This window comes from Streptomyces sp. NPDC043878 (genome assembly GCF_056435735.1).
Genome location: NZ_JBWKDW010000002.1, coordinates 63405 through 88226, shown reverse-complemented (window position 1 = coordinate 88226; position 24822 = coordinate 63405). Strand labels below are relative to the sequence as shown.

At 68.4% G+C, this 24822-nt stretch carries 25 protein-coding genes, 1 tRNA gene and 1 other RNA gene; 21 read left to right on the top strand and 6 right to left on the bottom strand.

What is annotated here, in order from left to right; translation table 11 throughout:
* Positions 1-85: 85 nt before the first annotated feature.
* Entirely contained in the window at positions 86-556 is a 471-nt protein-coding gene (locus AC07AZ_RS04060) for a VOC family protein (protein ID WP_478843575.1), read from the top strand.
* A 387-nt stretch (positions 557-943) separates the two neighbouring features.
* Here the strand turns inward: AC07AZ_RS04060 and AC07AZ_RS04055 are convergent, their stop codons facing one another.
* From AC07AZ_RS04055 to AC07AZ_RS04045, 3 genes are all read right to left on the bottom strand, one after another.
* The gene (locus AC07AZ_RS04055; protein ID WP_478844150.1) at positions 944-2365 is read right to left on the bottom strand and encodes an ATP-binding protein; all 1422 of its coding nucleotides are present in this window, start codon (positions 2363-2365) and stop codon (positions 944-946) included.
* Between the two features lie 291 nt (positions 2366-2656).
* Positions 2657-3082, bottom strand: a complete 426-nt coding sequence (locus AC07AZ_RS04050; protein WP_478843573.1) for a hypothetical protein — start codon at positions 3080-3082, stop codon at positions 2657-2659.
* Positions 3079-3357 carry a ribbon-helix-helix domain-containing protein gene (locus AC07AZ_RS04045; protein WP_478843571.1) on the bottom strand — a complete coding sequence of 93 codons (279 nt, stop codon included), beginning with the start codon at positions 3355-3357 and terminating at the stop codon, positions 3079-3081. The genes AC07AZ_RS04050 and AC07AZ_RS04045 overlap by 4 nt, the downstream gene beginning before the upstream one ends.
* Positions 3358-4044: 687 nt before the next feature.
* On the opposite strand from AC07AZ_RS04045, the gene AC07AZ_RS04040 reads away from it, so the two are divergent.
* Complete coding sequence (locus AC07AZ_RS04040) at positions 4045-5226, top strand: hypothetical protein (protein ID WP_478843569.1); 1182 nt, start codon at positions 4045-4047, stop codon at positions 5224-5226.
* Between the two features lie 251 nt (positions 5227-5477).
* Positions 5478-6263, top strand: coding sequence for a hypothetical protein (locus tag AC07AZ_RS04035; protein ID WP_478843567.1), 786 nt, complete (start codon positions 5478-5480; stop codon positions 6261-6263).
* 155 nt (positions 6264-6418) lie between these two features.
* Here the strand turns inward: AC07AZ_RS04035 and AC07AZ_RS04030 are convergent, their stop codons facing one another.
* Positions 6419-7666, bottom strand: coding sequence for an XRE family transcriptional regulator (locus AC07AZ_RS04030; protein ID WP_478843565.1), 1248 nt, complete (start codon positions 7664-7666; stop codon positions 6419-6421).
* 158 nt (positions 7667-7824) lie between these two features.
* On the bottom strand, positions 7825-8160 hold the full coding sequence (locus AC07AZ_RS04025; RefSeq protein ID WP_478843563.1) for a winged helix-turn-helix domain-containing protein: 336 nt from the start codon (positions 8158-8160) through the stop codon (positions 7825-7827).
* Positions 8161-8589: 429 nt separating this feature from the next.
* Between AC07AZ_RS04025 and AC07AZ_RS04020 the strand changes: the two genes are divergently transcribed.
* The 15 genes from AC07AZ_RS04020 (at position 8590) to AC07AZ_RS03950 (ending at position 20382) form a co-directional block, all read left to right on the top strand.
* Entirely contained in the window at positions 8590-9405 is an 816-nt protein-coding gene (locus tag AC07AZ_RS04020) for a DUF4097 family beta strand repeat-containing protein (RefSeq protein ID WP_478843561.1), read from the top strand.
* 53 nt (positions 9406-9458) lie between these two features.
* Positions 9459-9908, top strand: coding sequence for a transcriptional regulator (locus AC07AZ_RS04015; protein WP_478843559.1), 450 nt, complete (start codon positions 9459-9461; stop codon positions 9906-9908).
* A 93-nt stretch (positions 9909-10001) separates the two neighbouring features.
* Positions 10002-10292: a hypothetical protein gene (locus tag AC07AZ_RS04010; protein ID WP_478844148.1), complete on the top strand. Its 291-nt coding sequence runs from the start codon at positions 10002-10004 to the stop codon at positions 10290-10292.
* Positions 10289-11410, top strand: a complete 1122-nt coding sequence (locus tag AC07AZ_RS04005; RefSeq protein WP_478843557.1) for a conjugal transfer protein — start codon at positions 10289-10291, stop codon at positions 11408-11410. The genes AC07AZ_RS04010 and AC07AZ_RS04005 overlap by 4 nt, the downstream gene beginning before the upstream one ends.
* Positions 11407-11790, top strand: a complete 384-nt coding sequence (locus tag AC07AZ_RS04000) for an RRQRL motif-containing zinc-binding protein (protein WP_478843555.1) — start codon at positions 11407-11409, stop codon at positions 11788-11790. Before AC07AZ_RS04005 ends, AC07AZ_RS04000 begins: the two co-directional genes overlap by 4 nt.
* Before the next feature lie 85 nt (positions 11791-11875).
* Positions 11876-14110 carry a cell division protein FtsK gene (locus AC07AZ_RS03995; RefSeq protein ID WP_478843553.1) on the top strand — a complete coding sequence of 745 codons (2235 nt, stop codon included), beginning with the start codon at positions 11876-11878 and terminating at the stop codon, positions 14108-14110.
* 141 nt (positions 14111-14251) lie between these two features.
* Positions 14252-14503 (top strand): hypothetical protein, encoded by a 252-nt coding sequence (locus tag AC07AZ_RS03990; RefSeq protein WP_478843551.1) that lies wholly within the window; start codon positions 14252-14254, stop codon positions 14501-14503.
* A 16-nt stretch (positions 14504-14519) separates the two neighbouring features.
* Entirely contained in the window at positions 14520-14714 is a 195-nt protein-coding gene (locus tag AC07AZ_RS03985; protein ID WP_478843549.1) for a hypothetical protein, read from the top strand.
* A gap of 16 nt (positions 14715-14730) precedes the next feature.
* Complete coding sequence (locus AC07AZ_RS03980; protein ID WP_478843547.1) at positions 14731-15198, top strand: hypothetical protein; 468 nt, start codon at positions 14731-14733, stop codon at positions 15196-15198.
* Positions 15199-15216: 18 nt separating this feature from the next.
* Complete coding sequence (locus AC07AZ_RS03975; RefSeq protein WP_478843545.1) at positions 15217-15504, top strand: hypothetical protein; 288 nt, start codon at positions 15217-15219, stop codon at positions 15502-15504.
* Positions 15505-15685: 181 nt separating this feature from the next.
* The gene (locus tag AC07AZ_RS03970; RefSeq protein WP_478843543.1) at positions 15686-16570 is read left to right on the top strand and encodes a bifunctional DNA primase/polymerase; all 885 of its coding nucleotides are present in this window, start codon (positions 15686-15688) and stop codon (positions 16568-16570) included.
* Entirely contained in the window at positions 16567-16890 is a 324-nt protein-coding gene (locus tag AC07AZ_RS03965; RefSeq protein ID WP_388349436.1) for a hypothetical protein, read from the top strand. The genes AC07AZ_RS03970 and AC07AZ_RS03965 overlap by 4 nt, the downstream gene beginning before the upstream one ends.
* 11 nt (positions 16891-16901) lie before the next feature.
* Positions 16902-18449 (top strand): YfjI family protein, encoded by a 1548-nt coding sequence (locus tag AC07AZ_RS03960; RefSeq protein ID WP_478844146.1) that lies wholly within the window; start codon positions 16902-16904, stop codon positions 18447-18449.
* A 339-nt stretch (positions 18450-18788) separates the two neighbouring features.
* Positions 18789-19016 carry an excisionase family DNA-binding protein gene (locus AC07AZ_RS03955; protein WP_478843541.1) on the top strand — a complete coding sequence of 76 codons (228 nt, stop codon included), beginning with the start codon at positions 18789-18791 and terminating at the stop codon, positions 19014-19016.
* Between the two features lie 82 nt (positions 19017-19098).
* Entirely contained in the window at positions 19099-20382 is a 1284-nt protein-coding gene (locus AC07AZ_RS03950) for a tyrosine-type recombinase/integrase (RefSeq protein WP_478843539.1), read from the top strand.
* Between the two features lie 62 nt (positions 20383-20444).
* Here AC07AZ_RS03950 and AC07AZ_RS03945 read toward each other — a convergent pair.
* Positions 20445-20532: transfer RNA gene (locus AC07AZ_RS03945), tRNA-Ser, on the bottom strand.
* 71 nt (positions 20533-20603) lie between these two features.
* On the opposite strand from AC07AZ_RS03945, the gene ffs reads away from it, so the two are divergent.
* The 3 genes from ffs to purD all read left to right on the top strand — a co-directional run bounded on the left by ffs (position 20604) and on the right by purD (position 24580).
* Positions 20604-20702, top strand: an RNA gene (gene ffs, locus AC07AZ_RS03940) — signal recognition particle sRNA small type.
* 59 nt (positions 20703-20761) lie between these two features.
* On the top strand, positions 20762-23158 hold the full coding sequence (locus tag AC07AZ_RS03935; protein WP_478843537.1) for a DNA polymerase III subunit gamma and tau: 2397 nt from the start codon (positions 20762-20764) through the stop codon (positions 23156-23158).
* A gap of 156 nt (positions 23159-23314) precedes the next feature.
* Positions 23315-24580, top strand: coding sequence for a phosphoribosylamine--glycine ligase (purD, locus tag AC07AZ_RS03930; protein ID WP_478843535.1), 1266 nt, complete (start codon positions 23315-23317; stop codon positions 24578-24580).
* Positions 24581-24822: the final 242 nt, after the last annotated feature.

The following is a 24822-nucleotide window of genomic DNA, read 5'->3' as shown; positions in this document are numbered from 1 at the left end:
GCCGGCGGGGATCCACCGATGAGTTCCGCCGACCGGGCCGGTCTACCAGCACGTACGCCATCGAGACGCTGACTGGAGACCCACCATGACGACTCCCGCACACGCCGGCCGCATGCTTTTCGTGAACATCCCCGTCGCGGACCTCGAACGCAGCAAGGCGTTCTTCGCTGGTCTCGGGTTCGGTTTCAACCCGAACTTCACCGACGAGACCGCCGCCTGCATGCTGGTCGGCGAGCACGCCTTCGTCATGCTGCTCAGCCGTGAGAAGTTCGCGCAGTTCTCGAAACTGCCGATGGCCGACCCCACCACGCACACGCTGGCGCTGTACTGCTTCAGCGTGTCATCCCGTGAGGAGGTCGATTCGGTCAGCGCCGCCGCACTCGCGGCGGGCGGCTCCGAGGCGGATGGCGCCGAGGACCACGGCTTCATGTACTCGCGCAGCTTCTTCGACCTCGACGGCCACGGCTGGCAGGTCATGTGGATGGACCCGGCGGCGGCGGAGCAGGGCCCCGAGGCGTTCGCGGCCTCCACGCAGGACGCCGACGCCCCGGCCTGACCCACCACCCCATGGGCACGTGGTGGGGTGGTGTGCCGTAGCGGGGACGTACCTCCGTTCATGGGCAGCGACAGGTCGGACGCCCTCCGCCCGGAGCCGTGGAAGCCGAGGCGGAATCCAACGGGACGGACAACGTCGAAGGGCCCTCGGCGCAAGGCAGTTTCTAGGGGCCCTTCGACTTCGTGTCCGCTGAGGCACTGGCGGAGGATACGAGATTCGAACTCGTGAGGGGTTGCCCCCAACACGCTTTCCACATGTTCGTCTCAGGGTTCGACTGCGGCCGGGGGCGTCCTGACCTGCGGCGGAGCATGCGGGCGGTCTCTGCCCGGACCGCAGCGGACGGAGGCGAACGCAACCAGAACTGCAACCATGGAAGCCCAGCCCTGCTCACACCTTGCGCCAGGCGGTGAGCAGTTCGTCGGGGCCGTAGGTCGCCTGGAGACCGGAACATCTGATCCCGCTGCGAGAGGCCGCCACGAGCGGTACCGGCTCGTCGGTGACCGCCGCCCGGTGCTTCTGCAGTGCTGCCAGGTCGTGGCTGTCGAACGCGGAGTTCTCCAACCACTTGACCGAGCCGAGGAAGAGCAACTGCTTGGCCACCGGCTGCCGGTCGGCGCCCACCAAGTCGATTTCCACGTCGTTGTTGCGGGTCCAGTACCCGCCGATCGCCGGGGCGGCGGGCAGGAGGCCGTCCGGCAGGAGGCGGGCGAGGGATTCCCGGACCAGGGGCTCGATCGCGCGGCCCCGCCAGCTCGTCCACTGCTCCTTGATCCGGCTCAGAGTGAGATCCCCTCGCATCCGCTCGATCTCCGCCATGTGCGGATCCAGAAACGCGAGCCAGAAGCGCAGGTAGGGGTCGGCCACCCGGTAGCGGCGTTCCTTCGACGGCCTGAGCGAGAGCGGCAGCTCGGCGGCCACGACCCTTTTCTCGGTCAGGACGTCAGTGGCTCGGGTGAGAGTGGTGTGGGCGATGCCGCCCGCCGCGCGAGCGATGTTGGTGAAGGTTCGCTCCCCGGATCCGATGGCCCGCAGGACTTCCCTGCTCATCGCCTGCGGCGGAAACTCCGCGGCCAGTGACCGTTCGGCGGAGACCAGCAGCGCCGAGATCGGGTTGTCCAGCGAGTCGCGGAGGAACTCCCAGACATCCGCTCCGGCCCGCCACTCGGTACAGATCAGAGGTAGACCTCCCGTGATCAGAGCGGCGTCGAACGCGGCCGCCGGAGACAGGCCGAGCATTTCGCCGATGTCGGCAGGGTTCAAAGGCCCCACGATCATTTCCCGGCCCCGCTGGTGAAAGGGCCGGTCGTAGCTGTTCAGCGCCTCCATCATCGACAGATCGGACCCGACCAGGAGGAGAAGCACAGGCTTGCGGCTGAGCAGCCGGTCCCAGGCCCGCTGGAGCATGCCCTCGAAGGCGTCGATGCGATCCATCAGATACGGAACCTCGTCGATGACGACGACGCTGGCAGTGTCATCGGGCAGGATCTCCGCAAGCAGCCTGAGTGCCGCGTTCCACTGCTCCGGGGTCTCCTCCGAGAACAGTTCCCGCTCCGGCAGGGTGGATCTGGCGACGGCGTCGAGCAGCTCCGTCAGCTCGTCCTCCGCCGTGCCGCCCGCCGCGGTGAAGAAGAGGCACGGCGTCTCGGTCCGCCGGATGAACTCCTCGACGAGGCTGGACTTGCCGACCCGCCTCCGTCCGCGCATGAGGATGCACTGACCGGGTTTCGCCGACCCCGCGGCGTCGTGAACCGCCTGCAAGGCGTTGCCGAGCACGTTCAGCTCGCGTTCCCGCCCGATGAAACGACGCATATGGACTCCCGCTGGAGATAGTATCCCCAGCGATACTATCTCCAGCGATACCATCTCTCCTTCTCGGGCATGAGACTCACGAGGCCGTGGATCCGGGAGTGGGAAGGGTAGGTCGCTCACCGGCGACGATGGGTGTCTTCGGCGTGGCCTTGAGCAGCCGGTGTGCCTGCAGGTGGAGGCCGACGTCGGCGGGACCTGTCCGCGGCGCGAGGGTGACGGTGCTTCGGGGCCGCGGCACGGTCCGACGTTCCTTCGCGGGGGCGGGACAGCAACGGCCACTCGGGCGCCGGGTCATACCTGCTTGACGACGATGGTGTCCGGGAGGAGCTTCTCCAGGTCGTCCACGTCCGAGGTGAAGACGGTGACCTGGCCCTTCTGCTGGCGTGCGATGACAGCGAGCGCGGCGTCGATGGCGTGCTTGTGGCCGTGCAGCTTGGCGTCAGCCAGGAGGGGCCGGGCCTGGCGGGCCTCGTCCTTTCCGATGTCGGCGACCTTGAGCCGGGAGAGCACCCAGTCCCAGCGCTGCTCGGTGGTCCTGCCGTCGTACGCCTCCACCAGCGTCATGGGCGGCGTGACCACTTCGGCTTCGCCTCGTGCTGCGAGATCGAGCCAGGCGATCATCTTCCGGTCGCCGCGCACGGCCAGGGACAGGGCTTCGCAGTCGAGTACGAAGGTGCGCAGTGGCCGCTGCCCGTGCTCACCGGCTCGCTCGGTCACGCGGCCTCTCCGGCGTTGTGTCCTCCGGCGGTGAGGCGACGCTTGTGCTCGGCGTCGAGATCTTCCATCTCCGAGAGTGCTGCCGCGTGCTCGTCCTCGGTGACCGCGCCGTGCTCCTCCTGCAGCCAGTCGACCAGTTCCAGCAGTCGGTCCCGATCGCGCTTGAATCGCAGTGCTTCGGCGACGTACGCCGAAAGTCCCCGCTCAGCCGCCTCGGCGCGGATCTCGTCCAGGAGGTCTTCGGGGATCGTCACCGTTACCTTCTTGGTTGCCATACAAGTCACCATACTCTTGGTGTGAATGCCCCTACCGGATTGCTGCGACCCGTAGGGCAAGGAGGCCAATGGCCCATCCGTGAGCCCTGAACCAGGACAACGGGGGCTGAGGACAACGACGAAGGGCCCCACCTCGCGGTGGGGCCCTTCGACTTCGTGCCCGGTGAGGCACTGGCGGAGGATACGAGATTCGAACTCGTGAGGGGTTGCCCCCAACACGCTTTCCAACTGTCCGCGTGGCCGTACGGGGGCGTTCACCGAGGTTCGCGCGGCAGGTCAGAGCGGGTGCGCGTACTGCGGTGAACGGTGGCGGCCGTCTGCGCACTGGACAAAGACCAGGACAACGAACGGTGCTGAACGGAGTGCGCTCGTTCGGAAGGGGCAAGCTGTCGTGGTTCCCGACGCCTCGGGTAGCCCGAGCCATCGCGGTGCATGTCGGCACCTGGTCGTTGATGTCAGTCAGAGCCGGCATGCGGAGGACCAGTGAGGCGCCAGAAGGTGGAGCCATACCCCGCCCACTCATGCATCGCACCTGGGAGCCCAGTGCACAACCAACAGCCACTTAAACCTTCGCGTCATACCTTCACCATATTGAGTCGATCGCCGTCAGCATCTACACTCAGCAGGCTTCTACATGTACAATTATTAGTTCTAGGCAAATGATCATGACTGATGGTTGGGGGATGTGTGAAAATTTCTAAAAACGCACTGCTACCCCATTTTGAACGACAGACGGATTATTTTGACTATTTCTCCGGAAATGAAGTTCCGGATGTTCAGCAACTTCAAGACAAGCGTTTGAAGGCAGGCCTACAAAAGACGTACCTTCTGGAAACTGTCGACGGGGGTAGCGCAGAGAACAGGCCTTCAATTGCGGAAATCTTTCAGCGAAGCGAAATTCGTGTCGACAGTCTGACTGGCGACGTCGGAGCGTATACTCTTTATGCGCCGACGGGAGAACGTGTAGCAGTCCTGGAGGAGATCGACTCCAGGTATCTTGCGTTGTATACGCTGCTACCTTCGATGGAATCGGACAAGCTTGTCAGGGAAGCTGTAACAGCGAATCCCTTCCTCGATCACCTTTGGCTTTCCTCCCAAAGCTTCCTTGCTCTCTGGACGCAAGTCCTAAGAGACAACAACGGTAAGCGTTACGGGAAAATCACTTTTGAGCATGAGTCGATTTATGAGACTCCCGAAGGTGACGAGGAATATTTCCAAGGTGAGCGCAGGACATCGCGTTTCACGATGGTGGACAAGCTGGAAGTGATTTCCCAGAAGATGGATCCACTTTCCCAAGAGTATGCGCCATTGGCTTCAATTACCCAGCTCCGAATTCCTGCTCAGGGGCGGGGAGGTCATGATCTCTACTTTGATGGAAAGCTGACCAACCGGAGCAGTTCGTTTCTAGATCATCGTGCCACCGTTCGCGGAGTTGTGGACCTGTACCGCGCGCTAACCAAGCGAGTGGAGCAGCAACTGTGGGTCTCTGCATCGGGCCCTCACGGCATTGCCGATGGGAACTTCGGATCGATTGCTGAGATCGTCTTCAGTAAAAGCCTTCCGGAAGATGTTTTCAAGCGATGGGTAATCAGTCTGTTCAATAACAGGCGAAACCGATTCAGGATTACCGGGTATCCAACCTGGCTAAGTGACAAAAAAGTGCACGCCAACGCTATTGACCAGCACCTTTGGCAGCCTTTAGTGCTTGAGATGACTCCAGAACGAGTCATTGCTGTTCTGCCTCATGGCACCTGTGGTAATTCGATCAATCGACTAGTCTCAAACATTCAGCGCTTCGTCGACCCTAAAGTGACAGCGTACATCGGCGATCAAGAATACGGGTCTTTGATCCAAGGGGTAGCAGTCTAAGCCCAGGGGGGGAATTGCTTACTCGTGACCCGGTATTTCAGGTCAACAGTTGCTTGTGGTTGGTTGCCAAGTCCACCCCGGCCAAGGATGGAAAGCGGCCGTTTTTTGACGCGGGGTACCGGCTGCGCTCACTCGGGTCCAAGCTAGCGTTCAGCGTTGAGGCGCGTGCGAAAGTTGCGCAGCGTGGGTGGGGTCCCAACCCCCCCGAGCCAGACTTGCTTTTTCATCACCTTGCTTCTGGTGACCATCTCGTGCTGGAGTGCAAGGCTTCCAGTTTCAGCAAAGAGTCGAGTACGGCTGGGCAAGCCCGTAAACTCTTGATTTCTTGCGCAGATTCCACCACTGCAGTCGGAATTGACGGCCAAGCCGTCGTCGTTTACGTACTCCCCAGCGAGGACTGCCCACTTCAGACTGAGACACTCGCCGAGATAACCGACGAGCTGACGGAAGATGGCTTCGTCGCAGCGCTCTATGGCGTTCTTGGCCTGAAGATAGATGATGACGGCCTGTGGGCTGAATTGCAGGTCAGTCAAGATCCGTCACCGCATTTGGCGGAACTAGTTGACCGTTTCCTGATCGTTGCTGGAGCTTCGAGCGAAGCTCGCCCCTTGTATTTGATCCCTTACGACCCTTCGGCCGCCGATAATCAATCACGCGAGGAGCGGGAATACTGCCACCGTATACTGCTTGAGCGGTTCTACTTGGCAGCCGTCCAAGTCCTTGGAACGGCAGATGTGCCTGAATGCGTAGTAATTAAGGCCGACGATCTTTTCCGGCAAGCTACGTATGGCGTATCAGACAAGTGGCAGGCAAAGGAACTCGGCCCGCTGAAGAGCAAACTAATTCGTGGCATGGCGACCCTGCTTAACAGGAAGACCTTGCAGGGGAAAGTGACCGTAAATAATAACCAGGTGGAGCTACTGCTTAGAGACGAGGATGACAGAGACGCGGCGATAGGTATGCTATTGAAAGCGAATACTACGCAACTAGCGTTGAATGCATCCAGTGGACAAACAGATATAGATCACATCGACTGATGCAGATCTGCCCGCATGGTCGTCCGGGGCGTTCGCACGGGTGATAGGGGCCGTTCGCAGGGAGTGTGCGTACGACGGTCAGCGGTGCGACGGGAGGACAAAAGGAGACGGGTACGGCCTCACTTCGAGGCCGTACCCGTCTCCTTTTAGTACATTCAGGAAGGGAGGAATCCCGGCTTCTCCCTGCCGAGGTCTTGCAGGTGGTTCAGGTAGTCCTGTGCAGCCGGTTCGGTGCTGTAGCGCTGCTTCATGACGGCCGCGAGTTCTCGGCTGGTCATGATCAGGGACGGGACCGACTGACGCTCGCCCTGTAGGGCGCGCTCACCGTGGATGAGAGCTTGTTCGAGATCGCCCTCTCGCGCTGCGGTGACCCCCAGGGTTACCCGCGCTTCGGCGTTCCGCATGGGCGACCGCTCCGTGCCGTCGAAGTCAGTTCCCGCCCGCAGAACCTCTTCCGCGAGCGTCCGCGCAAGTCGGTCTTCCCCAACCAGCCGGTAGCAGTCCATCGCGTAGAAGTCGAACTTGCCGGGGTCGACGACAAAGTGGTTGTCCAGGTTCTCGGGATACGGCATCCCCTCTAGCAGCCGGCGCCCCTTGTCGAGAGCCACCTCAACCTGCCGACGGTCCCCGAGCCGCGCCCATGCCTTGGCTTCCTGGCCAGCGAGCTGCACGGCGACGCCATGGTGTGCTGCGGTCTCTGCCCCGGCCTGCGCTGCCGCGATGACCCCGCGATAGTCGCCGGTCGTGAGGGCGAACCACGCCCGCATCTCGTGTGCCCACCCCGCCACCTCGGGGTGGTCGGACTCGGTGGCGAGCGAGAGGGCGGCACGCCGCGTTGACTCGGCCGCGTGGCGGTCGCCCGTGTCGTACTCGACACAGCCGACCAGCAAGGCGAGCCAACCCGACAGCGCGAGCACCTCGCGATGCTGGGCAAGCGTGAGGCTCTTCGTGTGCAGGTCAACAACGCGGCGAAGCCACTGCCGACCCTCGATAAGAAGCTGGGCACTCGGCATGAACGGGTACTCGGAGCAGAGGCGGTCCGTGGTGATCCGGAGCGCATCGAGCGTCGCGCTGTCGACGTCGGACCGGTTCAGGCGACTCACGATCTCCAGAGTCTCCATTCCGCTCGCTGCCAAGATCTCCTTGTCCCCGTCCCGGCGAGACGGAGCAGGGAAGAGCGCGTGCGTCACCGTGCCGAACACGGCCGCGATGATCGGTTGATAGAAGTCGTTCGGTGCCTGGCCAGACTCCCAGCGCTTCCACTGGCGAATCATGCTGTCGTCTGCCGGCAGCTCCGTGGGGGCATGCGCACGCAGGGCCCTGACCGCGTCACGCTGTGACCAGTCGCGCGCCTGTCGTTCGGCAGCGATGCGTCGCGCCCATGCGGGCCTGTCGTCAGTCATGCGCCCTCCTCCGAGTGCCTACTCCGAGTCTCACGCGCGGGCAGGGGGGACAGGGAAGGGGACAGGGGGGTGTCACTGGACATGTCCCCACCCCCCTTTCGCCGTCCCCTTGCTGTCACTTACCTCACACACTCCGTTACTCCCATGCTGGTTGCAGATCAAGCGCCACCCGGTGCGGAGCGGCTTTCCAGCGCTTCGAGCCGTTCGGTCAACGCCTTGAGTTGGGAGCGGATTTCCTTGATGTCATCACGTACGTCGCCACCCGGGGCAGACCCGTCACTGACGAAGTTGCCCAGGTTCCCCGCCGACACGATCAACCCCTCGGTCCGGAGCGCTGCTAGCCCGTTCTGGATGGTCTGGCTGGCGTACCCGAAGCGGTCCATCAGCTCTCGCTGAGAGGGGAGTTTCTCCCCTGGCTTCATCTTCTTGATGTCGTCGCGGAGCGCGTCTGCGACCTGCACCGCCTTCGGCTTGGGCCCTCCTGTGACAGTCATGCCTTGAGGGTACCCACCACAGCGAACTAGTGCGCATCACCTCGTAGGGGTTGTGCACCACAGCAGACTAGTGCAAGCTAGTTAACAAGAGGTCGCCCCGACTCAAAGGGGAAACCGCTTGACCTGCACAGACAGCGTCCGGAGGAAAGCCCGAGGGGGTGAGTACGAAGGAAGCGCCGGTTCCTTGAGAACTCAACAGAGTGCTTTGAGATCGACGGGGTTTGACCCCGTCCCCGTGACGGCCGGGTGACGACCGTCGGCCCCGGTATCCAGCCGTGAGGGCGCGGAATCGACTTCCGCCCGGGGTCACTTGGGGGTCCGCCGCGACGTGCGGCGTTGGCCCTCATCTCCGGACGCGGCGGCACTCCCGGACAGGACAGCCCGCCGCGCCGGATCTCCCATTCCCGACGCAGTCAGGAGAAGTAGTTCATGACCGAGCGCATCCTTCCCGTGGACGTCATCGGCCCGATCGCCCTGGATCTGACGATGAACACCGGCAGCATCCGCGTCGTTGTCGACCCGACCCTGAAGCAGGCGCGCATGGTGCTGACGACGGAGGCCACCTCCGGCCCGTCGGCCGACGCGATCCGCGACACCACCGTCAGTCTCACCGGGCAGAACCTCAGGGTCCGTGTCCCGGACATCGCCGGCGGCATGGGCGGAGGAAGCACCACCATCCGTATGGGCGGCAACACCATGACGTTCTCCGGCGGCAACGGCGTGCAGATCGTGAACGGCAACGTCCACATCACCGGCCACGGCGGCGGCAAGGTGTTCGTCAACGGCCGCGAGGTCACCGCCACCGGCCCGGCCGGCGACGCGGTGACGCCGATCAGCGCCGTCGTCCACCTGCCCGCGCGGTCGGTGGCCGCGATCAGCACGCACAGCGCGAACACCGTCGTCACGGGCACGCTGGCGCGGCTGGAGTACGACGGCACCTCCGGAATGCTGACCGCTGAGCGGCTCGGTGACCTGGAAGCCGTGGTCACCAGCGGCAGCGTCATCGTCGGCGAGGTGAGCGGCCCGCTGGACATCAACCTCACGTCCGGCAACGTCAACGTCGGCGCCTACAGCGGCCATTGCGCCCGGCTGAACCTCACCTCCGGCAACGTCCGCATGGCCGCGACCGCGCAGGCCACGGGCCGTCTGTCCGTGAACGCCACCTCCGGCAGCGTCCGTGTCACCGGCGCCGGTCACCTGAACGTCCGCCGCCGGGTGACCAGCGGCCACGTGCAGATCAGCTAGCACCCGCCCCGGATCGCGCCCCTCACCTCCTTCCGGACAGGAGTCCGTCACCGATGCACGCTGCCACGTTCGCCGCCGTGTTCATCGCCCTGTACGTCGCTCACAGCGTGGGTGACCACTGGGTTCAGACCTCGTATCAGTCCGCGCACAAGGGCCGTCCCGGTTGGGTCGGCCGTCTCGCGGACGCCCGGCACGTCGCAACCCTGACACTCACCAAGCTCGCCGTGCTCATCCCGGCCGCCGCGCTGCTGGGAGTGCACCTGTCGGTGCCGGGCGTCGTCGCCGGCCTCGCGGTCGACGTGGCCTCGCACTGGTGGGCCGACCGGCGCACCACGCTCGCGTGGCTGGCCCGGGTGACCGGCAAGGGCGAGTTCTACCGGCTCGGTGCCCCGCGCGCCGGCCGCGACGACAACCCGCACATCGGTACCGGCGCCTACGCGCTTGACCAGTCCTTCCACCACCTGTGGCTGCTGGTTGCCGCGCTGATCATCGCCACCGTCTGACCCCCGTTCTTCGCGGGGCGGTCGCACTCCCGGACAGGACAGCCGACCGCCCCGCGCCCTTCCCGACGTTCCAAGGAGAGATCCACCATGCGTATGCGCACCTTCGTCGCCGGCCAGGAAGCGCACGGCGACATCGAGTTCGCGGAACTGGCGCTCGGTATCGACATCGACCTGTTCCGGGGCCCGTTGGAGTTCGAGACGGACGGCGAGCGTGCCGCCCGTGAGGACGCGGCCCGTGACATCCTCGCCGACCTGCGTGCGGAGGCGGAGGCCGGTGACGAGATCGCCGGTTGGGACGCCCTGTACGCGGACGCGCTGACCCGTACGGTGCCGTTCCTGCGCTCCGCTCGCGGCTACCGGTCGGGGACGGGGGAAGCGGCATGAACGAGACCCGCAAGCCTCTGACGAAGGTTCAGATCGGCGTTCTGACGGCCGCGTTCGTGCCGATGCTCGCCACAGGCGTCGTCGGCGGGATCGGCACGTACAGCAACATCGGGCACGCCTACGGCACGGGGACCGCGCTCGGTGCCCTCGGTGCCGGTGAGGGCGCCACGGCCGTTCTCGCCCTGTTCCTGCTGGGACTGACCATGCTGGGCCAGTCCTCGCCGCGCGTCGTACGGATCGGGCTGTGGGCACTGCCGGCCGCCGCCGCCGTCATGGGCGCCATGGCCGCGCCGGACCCAGGGCGGACCGTGATCTACGCCCTGACCCCGATGGGCATGTCCGTGTCGGCGGAGGGCATGGCGTTCCTCGCCCGCCGGATCGTCGTTCACACCGACGGCCGCGACGCGGAGAACGAGCGGCGCACCGCCGACATCGTGCAGGCCCTCGCCTACCACCGGGCGCGCGCCGCACACCATCCGGTCGACCGGGTGCGGAAACGGTCCGATCGGGCGTCGTGGCGTCTGGCCCGCAAGGTCGGGGTCGGGGATGCCGCGCTCGGATCGAGGCTGATGGATGTCCAGCGCGACCGGATCGCGGACGGTGCGGATGCCGCGCTCGCGTCGATGTTCGGCGGCACGGCCCCCGCCCTCGCGCCGGTTCCCGACGCGGACGCGAATGCGGAGGAATCTACCGAGACCATGAGGAATCGGTCTATGGCTGACCTGCGGGAATCGACCCCGGCGCCGTCGGTGGTACTGACCCGCTTGCCCGCACCCGATCCGGTGGCGGTCGACTTCATGAAGTCGACTCTTCCCTTCAAGCCTGCCCCGGCGCTCGCCTCGCCGGTCGACCCGGCCGGCCTGCGGGCGGTGGCGGTCGACTCCCCCCGATCCCGTCGGGCGACCGGCAAGGTTCCCGACGTGGCCCGGTCGCCCCGACCCAAGCGCACGGCGGATCAGTTGCTCGCTGAGGCCCGCACCGCGACCGCCGATTGGCCGGACAGCCGGATCACGGCGGAGGGTCTCCGCCGCGAACTCCGTACCTCGCCGGCGAACGCGCGGACGCTGCGGGACACGATCCTCGCCGAACGTGCCGCCGACGGCGGTAAGGCCGCGTGAAGCGGCTGACCCTCGCCGACTGCTTCGACCCGGACGGCGAGCGCTTCGGCATCCCCACCTACCCGTGGCGATACGCCCCCGACGACCTGGCCACCCGCCGCCAACTCCGCACACGTGGACTGCGCCCGGGTGGTCAGGACATCGCGGCACAGATCCTCCGGCCGCGCCGTCGGCGCGAACCGTTGATGGCATACCTGTACCGGGTCGACCTCGCCCGTCCGGTGCGGCCGATGACCCCGGCGAGGTGGGTAGCGCTCGCCAAGGCCAATGCCGCCCGCCGCCGTTGTCCCGAGTGCGGCCGGGACGCCGGATACGTGATCCCCACCTCGCTCGGCATGTGCGTGCCGTGCGCGTTCCCCGAGGAACAGCGCGTCGCCTGAACACCCCATCAAGCCCGGGTCCGGCCGCCCGACCTTCCACAGCAAGCCGGCCGGACCCTTCGACTCCCGAAGGAGTGCGTACATCGTGACGGAAACCACCGCCTTCCCGCCCCCGGAGGACCCGGAGGGCACCGAACAGCCGACGGCCGACATCGTGCCGTTCCCGCTGAAGAAGAAGACCGACCCCGCCGACCCGGCCGCGCCGACCGGCGAGGGCGCGGTGAAGCCGGGGGAGTGGGAGGCCGAACTCCCCGACACCGACGACCCGGAGGCCGACGGCCTGAGCGAGGGGGCGCCGGTCGACCCGCCGCGCGAGGTCTACCCGCCCTCGGTCGCGGAATGGATGGAGGCCAGGAACAAGGCCCGTATGCCGGTCCTGCCGGACTGGGTGAAGCTCCCTGACCAGCGCACGGCGGTCCGCAAGTGGGCCGTCCGGCACTACTCCGCCGTGGTCGGCTACCACGCCGTGCGGCTCCCGCTGGTCTACACGCCGAAGATCTGCATGTACTCGCCGCGCGGCGCGTGGCGGTGGTCGACCGCGATCGGCCGGTGGGTGTTCGACTCAGAGGGCAAGGGCCTGCGCCTCGCCTCCGTGGCCAACGAGGACGCGGCGGAGTACCTGAAGCTGTCCCGGCAGCGCAACGACCGCGTCCGGCTGCGGGGGATCGTGGCGACGATCGCCGGTTTCGTCGGTCTGGCCGCCGCGCTGACCCTGTACGTCATGGCGCCGTCGTGGCTGCTCATGCTGGCCATGGCGACGCTGGCCACCACCCTTGGTGTGGTCGGTGCGCCGGCGGACCGGCCGCTGATCGACATGGCCAAGGTGACGTTCCGCAAGCGGCGGCTGTCCTCGGACATCGTCATCCGCGCACACGAGGCGGCCGGGCTGACCACCAAGGATCAGACGATTGCCTTCCCGCGACCGATCGGCCGGGACGGGGACGGCTGGCGCGTGATCGTGGATCTGCCGTACGGCAAGACGTTCGAGGACGCGATGAAGGCTCACGCTCGTCTCGCCTCCGGTATGGACATCGCCCCCACTCAGCTCTTCCTCGACAAGGACGAGACGAGCGGGCGGCGGGTGTCGTACTGGATCGCCGACCGTGACCCGCTCGCCGTGCCGTCGGGCAAGTCGCCGCTGTTGGGGGCGACGCGGGTGGACTTCTGGAAGCCGTTCCCGTGGGGCGTGGATGAGCGCGGCAACCCGGTCATGGCCACCATGCTGTGGCTGTCTCTGCTGGTGGGCGCCGTGCCGCGTCAGGGCAAGACGTTCTCAGCCCGCACGATTGCGCTCGCCGCCGCGCTGGACCCGTACGTGCGCCTGTACGTGTTCGACGGCAAGGCGTCGCCGGACTGGCGCAAGTTCGCGTTGGTCGCGCACCGCATCGGCTTCGGCATCGTCCCGAAGAACGGGGTCGACCCGGTGGGGCATCTGCTGACCTCGCTGCGGGAGTTGAAGGCGGATGTGGAGGACCGGTACCACAGGCTCTCGGAACTGCCGCTGCACGTCTGCCCGGAGGGCAAGCTCACCCCTGAGATCAGCCGGGACAAGAAGCTGAACATGCCCCTCACGCTGTTCGTGGTGGATGAGGTGCAGGAGTACCTGACCCACCCCGAGCACGGCAAGGAAATCCTGTCCCTGATGGTCTACCTCGCCCGGGTCGCCCCGGCCGTCGGTGTCTCCGTGATGACGGCGACGCAGAAGCCGGACGACAAGGCGTGCCCGTCAGAGCTGCGTGACCAGCATCAGGCCCGGTTCGCCCTGCGGGTCGGCGCCTACCAGGTGTCGGACACGATCCTCGGTGCGGGTTCGTACTCGGAGGGGTTGGACGCGTCCAAGCTGCTCAAGTCCCACAAGGGTGTCGGTCTGCTCAAGGGCATGTCCGACGACTCCGGGATCGTGCGCACCTACCTCGCCGACGGCCGCGACGCCGAACGTGTCCTGACAAGGGCCGCCGCGTTGCGCGAGGCAGAGGGCACCCTGTCCGGCGACGCGGTCGGCGAGGTCCCGGCGGCGGAGACGTCCGCGACGATCCTTGACGACGTCGCGGCCGTGCTCGGCAAGGGTGAGACCAAGGTGTGGTCGGAAACGGTCGTGGACCGGCTTGCCGACCTGCGCCCGGACGTCTACGGCCCGTGGGCGGAGTTGGAGCCCAAGCCCAAGGCGGAAGCGCTCACCGCCGCGCTCAAGCCGTACGGCATCGGCACGGGGCAGATCAGCCGGCGCATCGACGGCGAACAGGTCAACAAGCGCGGCATCAAGCGCGACGACATCGCCACCGCGATTACACAGCGCAACCAGAAGCGGGACGCCGGATAGGTCTCACAGCCTGCTACCGGTAGCGGCAGACGTCGCTACCGGTAGCAACCCTGCTAGCGACCGAAACCGCCCCTGATCAGGCCGCTAGCACGTAGCGGCCGACCTGCGGAAACCCCCTCCAACCCCCTCTGAGAGGCCCTGATGAGCCTTGCAGCCCTCGCTACCGCATTCCTCCTGATAGTCACCCTCTGTTACGTCGTCAAGTGCTGGCTGAGCCCGTTCGGGGACTGCCGCAAGTGCGGCGGCATGGGCCACGGCTTCAAGACCGACCGCAAGGGCAAGGCCAAGCGCGGCAAGGACTGCCGTCGCTGCGACGCCACCGGCAAGCGCATACGCGTCGGCCGCTGGATCTACAACCGCGCCGCGCGCACCTACCGCGCCGGCACCCGCTGACCCGACGGAGACACCCGTGACGCTCACCATCCCGCTCGTTCTGTTGCTCGCCGTCATCGTCGTGATGCTGCTGCGCTTCAAGGCCGTCGGTGCCGGTGCGGCCGTCGTCGTCGCGCTCTTCGGCTTCTACCTCGCCGGCACCGACGCGAGCGACACCGTCAACCAGCTCGTCACCGCCGTCACCGGCGCCCTCGCCGACGCCGGCCGTTAGAAGGGAGACCAGCACCGTGAACGAACCCACCGCGTACGGCCGCCCGGCCCGACACGAGACGGCCGCCGTCGAAGTCCACACCCCCACCCCGATCGTCCCCGCCCACACCGCCCCGCTCATGCCCGTGCAGCCGGGCACCATCCCGTCCGTGACGAGCATCGTTCTCCCCGACGGCCGCGTCGTCACCGGCTACGCCATCGAGCCCGCCAAGCCCGAACCGGTCGCCGTGAAGCCGGCCGTGTCGCGGGCGGCGGTGAACATCGCGCTCGGGGGCGTCGGGTTCCTCGCCGTGTGTGGCGGACTGCTCATGCTCACCGCCTTCATCACCGCCCTGACCGCGCTGGTCACCCAGCTCGTCATCCTCGCCGCCGTCATCTTCGGCGGCTGGATCGCCGTGCAGGTGTTCAGCGCGAGCGGCCACCGGGACGGGACCACGGTCAACATCCGCAAGGCCGTCATCAAGCGGAACAAGTTCTACGGCTGACAAGGGAGTCCAACACCCGTGATCCGACTGCGTATCCAGCGCACCGCGCTGCCCCGCAACGCGCTCATCCTGACCGACACGCCCCGCCCGGACTGCCGTGACTGCGACGGGGTGGGCGGCATCCCGCACGACTACGGCGACCACACCGGCGAGTACGCCGGTACCGAGTGGGAGCCCTGCCCCTGCTGGACGGAGTGGCGCATGGTCCTGCTGCCGCTCCCGCGCCGGCCCCGGTGGCTGCGCCGTCGTGACAACGGTCGCGACCCGTGGGGCCCTGGCGGCTACAGCAACGAACCGCCCTTCTAGCTCTGCCCGTGGGCGGCGGCACTCCCGGACAGGACAGCCCGCCGCCCACGGTCTCCGATCCCGACGTTGCAGAACAGGAGACCTACAGCATGACGCAACTGTGCGTTATCGGCGAGGGCCCTTTGGCCCCTGCCACTCGAACGGGGCGAGTGCCCCGGCCGCGTCCTCTGGATCTGATCTCGTGAACGCCGCGACGAACCCCCTGCACGTCGCCCTCGCCCTCGCGGCGGTCGGCGTCCCGGTCCTGCCCCTGAGGGCGGGCAAGGTCCCGTTCGGCAACTGCCGCACATGCGCGGCCACCCCGCCCCGGTGCGGCGGGCGGCCGGTCATGAAGAGCGCGGGCCCCTGCCAGTGCCCGGCGCCGTGCCACGCGTGGGCCGCCGCGACCACCGACCCGCACGTCCTCACCTCGCCCCTGTGGGCGCCGGTGTGGCGTGAGGCGGTGGCCGTCGCCTACCACCCGGGCGGGGCGGGGCTGACGGTGGTCGACCTTGATAACGCGGCGGCCGTCGCGTGGGCTCGTGAGACCCTGCCCGCCACCCGCACGGTACAGACGACCCGGGGCGAGCACTGGCTGTACCGGGGCGCCATGCCGTCGTCGAACGCGGTACGGCCGGGCATCGACATCAAGTCCCTGACGCAGTACGCCCGTTGGCTTGGACCCGGAACCGGCCGCATGGCCGTTCTCCCGGCGGCCGTGCGCGCGCTGCTGGTGAAGGAAGAGACCACCCCCGCCCGGGGGGAGGTGGTCTCTTCTCTTCCTCCCCGCGCCACGTGGGGCCGGTCGGTGGCCACCGGGTGCCGCCACACCGAGCGCTACGTCCGCACCGGCCTGGAACGCGGCCTCGCCCTCGTACGGGCCCGCACTGAATCCGGCGCCGGCTCACAGGCGTTCGGCGTCGCACGGTTCCTCGCTGCACAGCACGCCGCGTGTCCCGGACCGTGCGGCCTCGCGGCGATCGGTGAGGAGATCGTGGCCGCCGCCGTCTTGGTGGGCGTTCCGGAGTCCTACGCCCGCCGCGCGGTCGCCAACGGCCTTGAGACGGCTGTGGAGCGCGTGGCATGAACAAAGCATCCCGAACTCCCGCGAACAACCCTCAGGGCGCCGTACAGGGCCCGCTACGGCCGCGCGTGGGCGAACCGAAGGTCGCCGCCCGCAAGGGCGTCCTTTCTGCCGTTGGTTCTGACCCGCAGACGGTCACCGTCACCGGCATCACCCCAGGGCTTCAGATCCAGTGCGAGGGCGTACCCGTCGCGGACTGGCTCTGTGCTTGCGGGCATCACGAACGCGCCCGGGGCCGTGCCGCCGTCATCAGGCTGACCGCCCGCGTCATCGTCGGCATCTGCCCCCACACCACCACCGCCGAAGGGAGGGCGGCCTCATGACTCCACAGCCTGTGGACAGTCCCGACCTGTGGGCCGGACTGCCCACCCTGGAAGACCCGCCCGGCGAGGACGACGCGGCACCGGACGTGTGGGAGGACCCCATTCCCCTCACCGGCCGCCGTGACCGCCCGCGGTTCCCCGCCCACGTCTTTCCCACCTGGCTGGGGGAGTTCGTGACGGCCGTCGCGGAGGAGACGCAGACCCCGGTGGACCTCGCCGGTTCGGTCGCCCTCGCCGTGCTCGCCACGGCGGCCGGCGGTCGGTCGGTGGTCCACGTACGCGGGAACTGGCGCGAGCCCACCAACCTCTTCACCGTGGTCGCCCTCCCGCCCGCCAACCGCAAGTCCGCCGTCTTCGCCCTGCTGACCAACCCCCTGTACGAGGCCGAGAAACAGCTCAAGACCGCGATGCAGCCCGTCATCGTCGAGGCGGAGCTGACGGCGAGGTTGGCCAAGGAAGCGGCGGACAAGGCCGCCACCAAGGCCGCGTCCGCCGACGCAGAGAAGCGGCAGGAGATGGTGGCCACGGCCGTCGGCCTCGCGCAGACGGCCGACACGCTCACCGTCCCCGCCGAACCGGTGCTGCTGGCGGACGACTCGACACCCGAGACGGTCACCTCGCTCATGGCCGAACAGGGCGGCCGGCTGTCGGTGATGAGCGCGGAGGGCGGCATCTTCGACATCATCGCCGGCCGCTACTCCGGCGCCCCCAACATGGAAGTCTTCCTGAAAGGGCATGCCGGGGACCGGTTGCGGGTGAACCGGCAGACCCGCCGCGAGTACATCGACGCCCCCGCCCTGACCATCGGCCTCGCCGTACAGCCGGACGTGCTGCGGGACATCGGCAAGGTGAAGGGGTTCGAGGGACGCGGACTGCTGGCCCGCTTCCTGTACTCCCTCCCGGTGTCCACGGTCGGCGAACGCGAGATCATCACCGACCCGGTCCCCGAGCAGACGGCCGCCACCTACACCGCCCGGGTCATCGACCTCACCCTGTCCCTGGCAGAGTGGACCGACCCGGCCGTCATCCAGCTCACCCCGGAAGCCGACGCGGCCCTGATCGCCTATCAGAAGCGCATCGAACCGCAGCTCAAGGCACGCGGCGGCAAGCTGGGCCACATCTCCAACTGGGCCGGAAAGCTCGCCGGGGCAACCGCGCGCATGGCCGCGCTGCTGCACCTCGCCGAACACGGCGGCAACGGCTACGCCCACCCGGTCACCGCAGCCACCATGGACGCGGCGATCGAGCTGGGGGAGTACTACACCGCTCACGCCCTTGCAGTGTTCGACGTCATGGGCGCCGACCCGGTCCTGTCCCGTGCCCGCAGCGTGCTGGAAGCGCTGAGGGACAACGGATGGGAGGACGTCAGCCGACGGGACGTCTTCACCGTTCTGTCCCGCAGCGAGGTTCCTACCGTCGCCGATCTCGAACCGGCCCTCGCGTTGCTGGAAGACCACGGCTATCTGCGGTCCTACCAGCCGGAGCGCACTGGCAAGCGCGGACGCCCCCCGGCGCCCCGCCTACTGGCACACCCCGCTCTGCGGCAGGGCGGCCGGTGACGCGGTTCGCCCCTCGCCCACTCCCGCACAAACCGCAAAATCCGCAATAACCCCGGACACCCCCGCTGACCTGCGACGCGACCCCCGCCCCGTTCCGGCCGGGGGCCCGTCGCACAATCCCGCGATATTCCGCAAAAAACTGAGCACCACCCCACCCCCGGGGCCGGTCACCGGCCGCCCCTGATTTTTGCGGAATATCGCGGATTTCTGCGGAGCACCGTCCGCCACCGCCCGCACACCACATCACCGCAGGTCAGCACCCCACCCCGGCTTTTCTGCGGATATTGCGGTTTGTGCGGCGGCACCCACCCCAGGAACTCAGCCTCACCGGAGTGAGCCTTGGACGAACACAGCACCCTCGCGACCGCCGCTGACGATGACACGACCCTCGTTCTCCTCACCGTCGAAGAGGCCGCCCGTCGCCTCCGTATCGGCCGGACCACATGCTTCGCGCTCATCCGCACCGGCGAACTGGAGTCCATCGACATCGGCCGTCTCCGCCGTGTCCCCGCCGACGCACCCGCCGAATACCTCGCTCGCCGACGCGCGGCCAAACGAGCCGCTTGACCACCCCGGGGCGGCAGCACTCCCGGACAGGACAGCCCGCCGCCCCGGTCTCCATCCCGACATCAGAAACAGGAGCCTGCCTGTGGCAGAGAAGAAGAAGGGCACCCGCCGCGCCAACGGCGAGTCCGCGATCTACTTCGGGAAAGACGAACGTTGGCACGCCCGCGTGCCGATGGGCTACAAGGACAACGGGGAGCCGTACCGCCGGCACCTGACGCGCAAGACGCGTGAGGAGCTGGTGGAGGAAGTCCGCAAGCTGGAGAAGCAGCGCGACGCGGGTTCGGCGAGTCAGCCCGGCAAGCCGTGGACGGTTGAGAAGTGGCTGTTGCACTGGGTTGAGAACATCGCCAAGCCCACTGTCAGCGAGAACACCTACGACGGCTACGAGGTGGCCGTTCGCGTCCACCTCGTGCCCGGTGTCGGCAAGCACCGCCTTGACCGCTTGCAGCCCGAACACCTGGAAAGCCTGTACCGCCGTATGCAGGCGAACGGGGAGCGCAAGGCCGGTACGGCTCACCAGGCTCACCGCACCGCTCGAACCGCGCTGGGCGAGGCGGTCCGGCGCGGCTACGCGGCGAAGAATGCCGCCGCCCTGGCGAAGCCACCCCGGATGGAAGAGGACGAATCCGAGGTGGAGCCCTACTCCGTGGAAGAGGTTCAGCGCCTCCTACTCGAAGCCAACAAGCGCCGGAACAGCGCCCGCTGGATGCTGGCCCTGGCGCTCGGACTGCGCCAGGGCGAGACGCTCGGACTGCGCTGGTCTGACGTCGACCTCGCCAACGAGTACCTGAAGCTGCGGCGCAACCGTCTGCGCCCCCGGTACGAGCACGGGTGCCCGGAAGCCTCACCGTGCGGCCGGAAGGCGGGATACTGCCCCGCCAAGGTGCAGGTCCGGCGTGAGACCAAGAACACCAAGTCCCGCGCCGGCCGCCGTGCCGTGCCTCTGCCGGGCCCGCTGGTGGCCATGCTCCGTGCACACCGTGAGACGCAAGCGCGCGAGCCCAAAGCGGCAGGCGACCTGTGGATCGAGTCGGACTACGTGTTCACCAAGCCCCTGGGTGGCCCGCTGAGCCCGAACACGGACTACCACGACTGGAAGCGTCTGCTGGAAGACGCGGGGGTTCGGGACGGCCGGCTGCACGACGCCCGGCATACGGCCGCCACCGTGCTCATGCTGCTCGGTGTCCCGGCCCGGGTCATCGATCAGATCATGGGGTGGGAGCCGGGCACCTCCGCGAGCATGCGGGCGAGGTACCTGCATGTGCCGGACGCCATGCTCAAGGACGTGGCCCGGAAGATCGCCGAAGCCATCTGGGGGACCCCGGGGACACCCGCTGTGGACAAAAACCAGGACAACGAGGGCTGAGAACCGTCGAAGGGCCCCACCGCGAACGGTGGGGCCCTTCGACATCGTGCCCGGTGAGGCACTGGCGGAGGATACGAGATTCGAACTCGTGAGGGGTTGCCCCCAACACGCTTTCCAAGCGTGCGCCCTAGGCCACTAGGCGAATCCTCCGCGGCAAACAATACAAGACGTTGAGGAGTGCTCGCGAACTCGTTCCTCCCGTTCGGATCCTGTAGCCTGTGCGCAGCCCCTCACGCGGCGCTATCTGACTGAACTCCCCCAGGGCCGGAAGGCAGCAAGGGTAGGTCGGCTCTGGCGGGTGCGTGGGGGGCGCTTGCGTGGGCGGGCCCGGGTCCTCGGGCGGGGCTGGTTGTCAGTGGACGCCTATAACCTCGTATGCGTGTCGTCTCTCGCGCTGTACCGCCGCTATCGCCCGGAGTCGTTCGCCGAGGTCATCGGGCAGGAGCATGTCACCGACCCGCTGCAGCAGGCGCTGCGGAACAACCGGGTCAATCACGCGTACCTGTTCAGTGGTCCGCGCGGCTGCGGGAAGACGACGAGCGCGCGCATCCTGGCCCGTTGCCTGAACTGCGAGCAGGGACCCACACCGACGCCGTGCGGCGAATGCCAGTCCTGCCGCGACCTCGCGCGGAACGGGCCGGGTTCCATCGACGTCATCGAGATCGACGCCGCCTCGCACGGTGGTGTGGACGACGCCCGTGACCTGCGGGAAAAGGCGTTCTTCGGGCCCGCGGGCAGCCGCTACAAGATCTACATCATCGACGAGGCCCACATGGTCACGTCGGCCGGCTTCAACGCCCTGCTCAAGGTCGTGGAGGAGCCGCCGGAGCACCTCAAGTTCATCTTCGCCACCACCGAGCCCGAGAAGGTCATCGGGACCATCCGGTCGCGGACCCACCACTACCCGTTCCGGCTGGTGCCGCCCAGCACCCTGCGCGAGTACCTGGGCGTGGTGTGCGGGCAGGAGAAGATCCCCGTCGAGGAAGGGGTGCTGCCCCTGGTGGTCCGGTCGGGCGCCGGGTCCGTGCGTGACTCCATGTCCGTGATGGACCAGCTGCTCGCCGGCGCCGGCGCGGACGGTGTGACATACGCCATGGCGACCTCCCTCCTCGGGTACACCGAGGGATCGCTCCTCGACTCCGTCGTGGAGGCCTTCGCCACGGGGGACGGCGCCGCCGCCTTCGAGGTCGTCGACCGGGTCATCGAGGGGGGCAACGACCCCCGGCGCTTCGTCACGGACCTGCTCGAACGACTGCGGGACCTGGTGATCCTCGCCGCCGTGCCCGACGCGGCCGACAAGGGCCTCATCGACGCGCCCGCCGACGTCATCGAGCGCATGCAGGCCCAGGCCGGCACCTTCGGCGCCGCCGAGCTGAGCCGCGCCGCCGACCTGGTCAACGAGGGGCTCACCGAGATGCGGGGCGCCACCTCGCCCCGCCTGCAGCTCGAACTCATCTGCGCGCGCGTGATGCTGCCCGCCGCCTACGGGGACGAGCGGGCGGTCCTGGCCCGGCTGGACCGCCTGGAACGCGGCGTGAACTTCGCGGCGGGAGCGGGAGCGGGGGCCGCCCCGGCAGCCGGCGGCGGCGCGGGTGCCGGCACCATGCCGCCGGTGGGCTACGTGCCGGGACCCGAGGCGCACGGCGGCGCGCCCGTTCCGCCCGGTGGCGGGGCCGCCGCCGCCCGCGCGGCGGTGCGCGCACCGGCCGCCGGGCCGAGCACCCCCGTCCCCGCACCGGTGAACCCTTCCCCGTCGACGGCGGCCGGCCCCGCCACGGGCGCGACGCCCGCCGCCGATCCGTCCGGCTCCGGCGGTCCGTCCGGCTCCGGCGGTCCGTCCGGCTCCGGCGGCCACCAGCCCCAAGCGTCCCGACAGCCACAGCAGCCACAGCAGGCCCCTGCGCAGGCCCCCGTTCCTCAGCCCGCCCAGCCCGCCCCCACCCCGGCCTCCTCCCCCGGAGCCTGGCCCACAGCCGCTCCCACGGGGGGCGCCCGGCGCCCCGGTGGCTGGCCCACCGCCTCCCCCGCCGGCGGCGGAAACCCCGCAGCCGCACAGGCCACGCCCGCCGCCAATCCACCGGCCCCCGCGGCCGCGACGCCCGCCGCCCCGCCCGCTCCCGCCCCGGCCCCCGTCTCCCCGGCGCCGAGCGGTGGCCTCGACCCCCGGATGCTCTGGCCCAACATCCTGGAGACCGTCAAGAACCGACGCCGCTTCACCTGGATCCTGCTCAGCCAGAACGCGCAGGTCACCGGCTTCGACGGGACGACCCTGCAGATCGGCTTCGTCAACGCCGGCGCGCGCGACAACTTCGCGAGCAGCGGCAGCGAGGAGGTGCTGAAGCAGGCCCTGGCCGAGCAGTTCAGCGTGCAGTGGAAGATCGAGGCGATCGTCGACCCGTCGGGCGGCGGCTCCGCACCCCCGGCGCCCGGCGGCGGCCCCTCCGGCTTCGGCGGCGGCCACGGAGGCGGTGCCACGGCTGCCACCGGTGCGTCGGGCTCGTACGGCTCGTACGGGGGCGGCGGCGGAACGACCGCGCAGCGCCCCGCGTCCGCCCCGCCCTCATCCGGCGGCCCGGGGTCCACCGCGGCGTCCTCCGCCGGCGCCTCCCGCCCCGCTCCCCAGGCCACCGCGCCGCAGTCCCCGCCCCCGGTCTCCATCGAGGACGACATCCCCGAGGACGACGACCCCGACCTCAACGAGTCGGCGCTGTCCGGCCGGGAGCTCCTGGTACGTGAGCTGGGAGCCACGGTGGTCGAGGAGTTCACCAACGAGTAGGCGCGCCCTCGCGCCGCGCCCAGTCCGTCCCCTCACCGCACCCCGTCCGGCGCGCGACCGCCCGCCCCCTCTCGGAGGAACACACCAACGCCCGCCCCTCACTCCTTCGGAAGCCCGCACAAACCCCCCGGCCCCGCTCCCGTTAGGCTGACCCCCGTGAAGGTCCTCGTCATCGGTACCGGCGCCCGCGAACACGCCCTGTGCCGTTCCCTGTCCCTCGACCCCGATGTCACCGCGCTGCACTGCGCGCCCGGCAACGCCGGCATCGCCGAGGTCGCCGAGCTGCACCGGGTCGACGCCCTCGACGGCACCGCCGTAGCGGCGCTGGCCACCGAACTCGGCGCCGACCTCGTCGTCGTCGGACCGGAGGCACCCCTCGTCGCCGGGGTCGCCGACGCCGTGCGCGAGGCGGGCATCCCCGTCTTCGGCCCGTCCGGGGAGGCCGCCCGGCTGGAGGGCTCGAAGGCCTTCGCGAAGGACGTGATGGCCCGCGCCGGCGTCCCCACCGCGCGGTCGTACGTGTGCACGACACCGGAGGAGGCCGCCGAGGCTCTCGACGCCTTCGGCGCGCCGTACGTCGTCAAGGACGACGGGCTCGCCGCCGGCAAGGGTGTCGTCGTCACCGGCGACCTCGAAGCCGCCAAGGAGCACGCGGCGGCCTGCGGGCGGGTCGTCATCGAGGAGTTCCTCGACGGCCCCGAGGTCTCCCTCTTCGCCATCACCGACGGCGTGAGCGTGCTGCCCCTCCAGCCCGCCCAGGACTTCAAGCGGGCGCTCGACGGCGACGAGGGCCCCAACACCGGCGGCATGGGCGCGTACTCCCCGCTGCCCTGGGCTGAGCCCAAACTGGTGGAGGAGGTCCTGGAGAACGTCCTCCAGCCGACCGTCGACGAGATGCGCCGCCGGGGCACACCGTTCTCCGGCCTGCTCTACGCCGGGCTCGCCATCACCTCGCGCGGAATCCGCGTGATCGAGTTCAACGCCCGCTTCGGCGACCCCGAGACGCAGGTCGTGCTGGCCCGCCTCCGGACCCCGCTGGCCGGTGTCCTGCTGGCCGCCGCGACGGGCACCCTCGCCGACCTGGAGCCGCTGCGCTGGAGCGACGAGGCGGCCGTCACCGTCGTCATCGCCTCGCACAACTACCCCGGCACCCCGCGTACCGGCGACCGCGTCGCCGGCCTCGACGAGGTGGCCGCGGAGGACGCCCCGCACGCCTACGTCCTGCACGCCGGGACCCGGCTCGACGACGGCGCCGTGGTCAGCGCCGGCGGCCGCGTCCTGTCCGTCACTGCGACCGGCCAGGACCTGACAGAGGCCCGTGAGCGCGCCTACCGCGCGGTCTCCCGTATCCGCCTCGACGGCTCCCAGCACCGCGGAGACATCGCGGCGAAGGCCGCCGCGGACGCCTCGCGACGGTCCTGAGCCCGGGGTCGGCCACGGCCCGTGATGAACCCGTGAGGCCCCGGATCCGTCTCAGGATTCGGGGCCTGATCTTTGCCCACCGTCATCCACCTTTCCCCAGAGCCATTCCATCGAGTGACCGATGCCCTATACGGCTGACGGGGGCGGGGGCCCCAACTATGGTGCGGCGCAAGCGTTCCGGCACTTGGCCCACCGGCATTGCGATGTCAGTCGTCGGTGCCACAGTGGGGGAGTGAGCAACC

Bases quoted from the DNA above. Each gene is read 5' to 3' on its own strand.
- AC07AZ_RS04060 (WP_478843575.1), top strand. From the start codon at position 86: ATGACGACTCCCGCACACGCCGGCCGCATGCTTTTCGTGAACATCCCC.
- AC07AZ_RS04055 (WP_478844150.1), bottom strand. From the start codon at position 2,365: ATGCGTCGTTTCATCGGGCGGGAACGCGAGCTGAACGTGCTCGGCAAC.
- AC07AZ_RS04045 (WP_478843571.1), bottom strand. From the start codon at position 3,357: ATGGCAACCAAGAAGGTAACGGTGACGATCCCCGAAGACCTCCTGGAC.
- AC07AZ_RS04030 (WP_478843565.1), bottom strand. From the start codon at position 7,666: ATGACTGACGACAGGCCCGCATGGGCGCGACGCATCGCTGCCGAACGA.
- AC07AZ_RS04025 (WP_478843563.1), bottom strand. From the start codon at position 8,160: ATGACTGTCACAGGAGGGCCCAAGCCGAAGGCGGTGCAGGTCGCAGAC.
- AC07AZ_RS04020 (WP_478843561.1), top strand. From the start codon at position 8,590: ATGACCGAGCGCATCCTTCCCGTGGACGTCATCGGCCCGATCGCCCTG.
- AC07AZ_RS04015 (WP_478843559.1), top strand. From the start codon at position 9,459: ATGCACGCTGCCACGTTCGCCGCCGTGTTCATCGCCCTGTACGTCGCT.
- AC07AZ_RS04010 (WP_478844148.1), top strand. From the start codon at position 10,002: ATGCGCACCTTCGTCGCCGGCCAGGAAGCGCACGGCGACATCGAGTTC.
- AC07AZ_RS04005 (WP_478843557.1), top strand. From the start codon at position 10,289: ATGAACGAGACCCGCAAGCCTCTGACGAAGGTTCAGATCGGCGTTCTG.
- AC07AZ_RS03990 (WP_478843551.1), top strand. From the start codon at position 14,252: ATGAGCCTTGCAGCCCTCGCTACCGCATTCCTCCTGATAGTCACCCTC.
- AC07AZ_RS03965 (WP_388349436.1), top strand. From the start codon at position 16,567: ATGAACAAAGCATCCCGAACTCCCGCGAACAACCCTCAGGGCGCCGTA.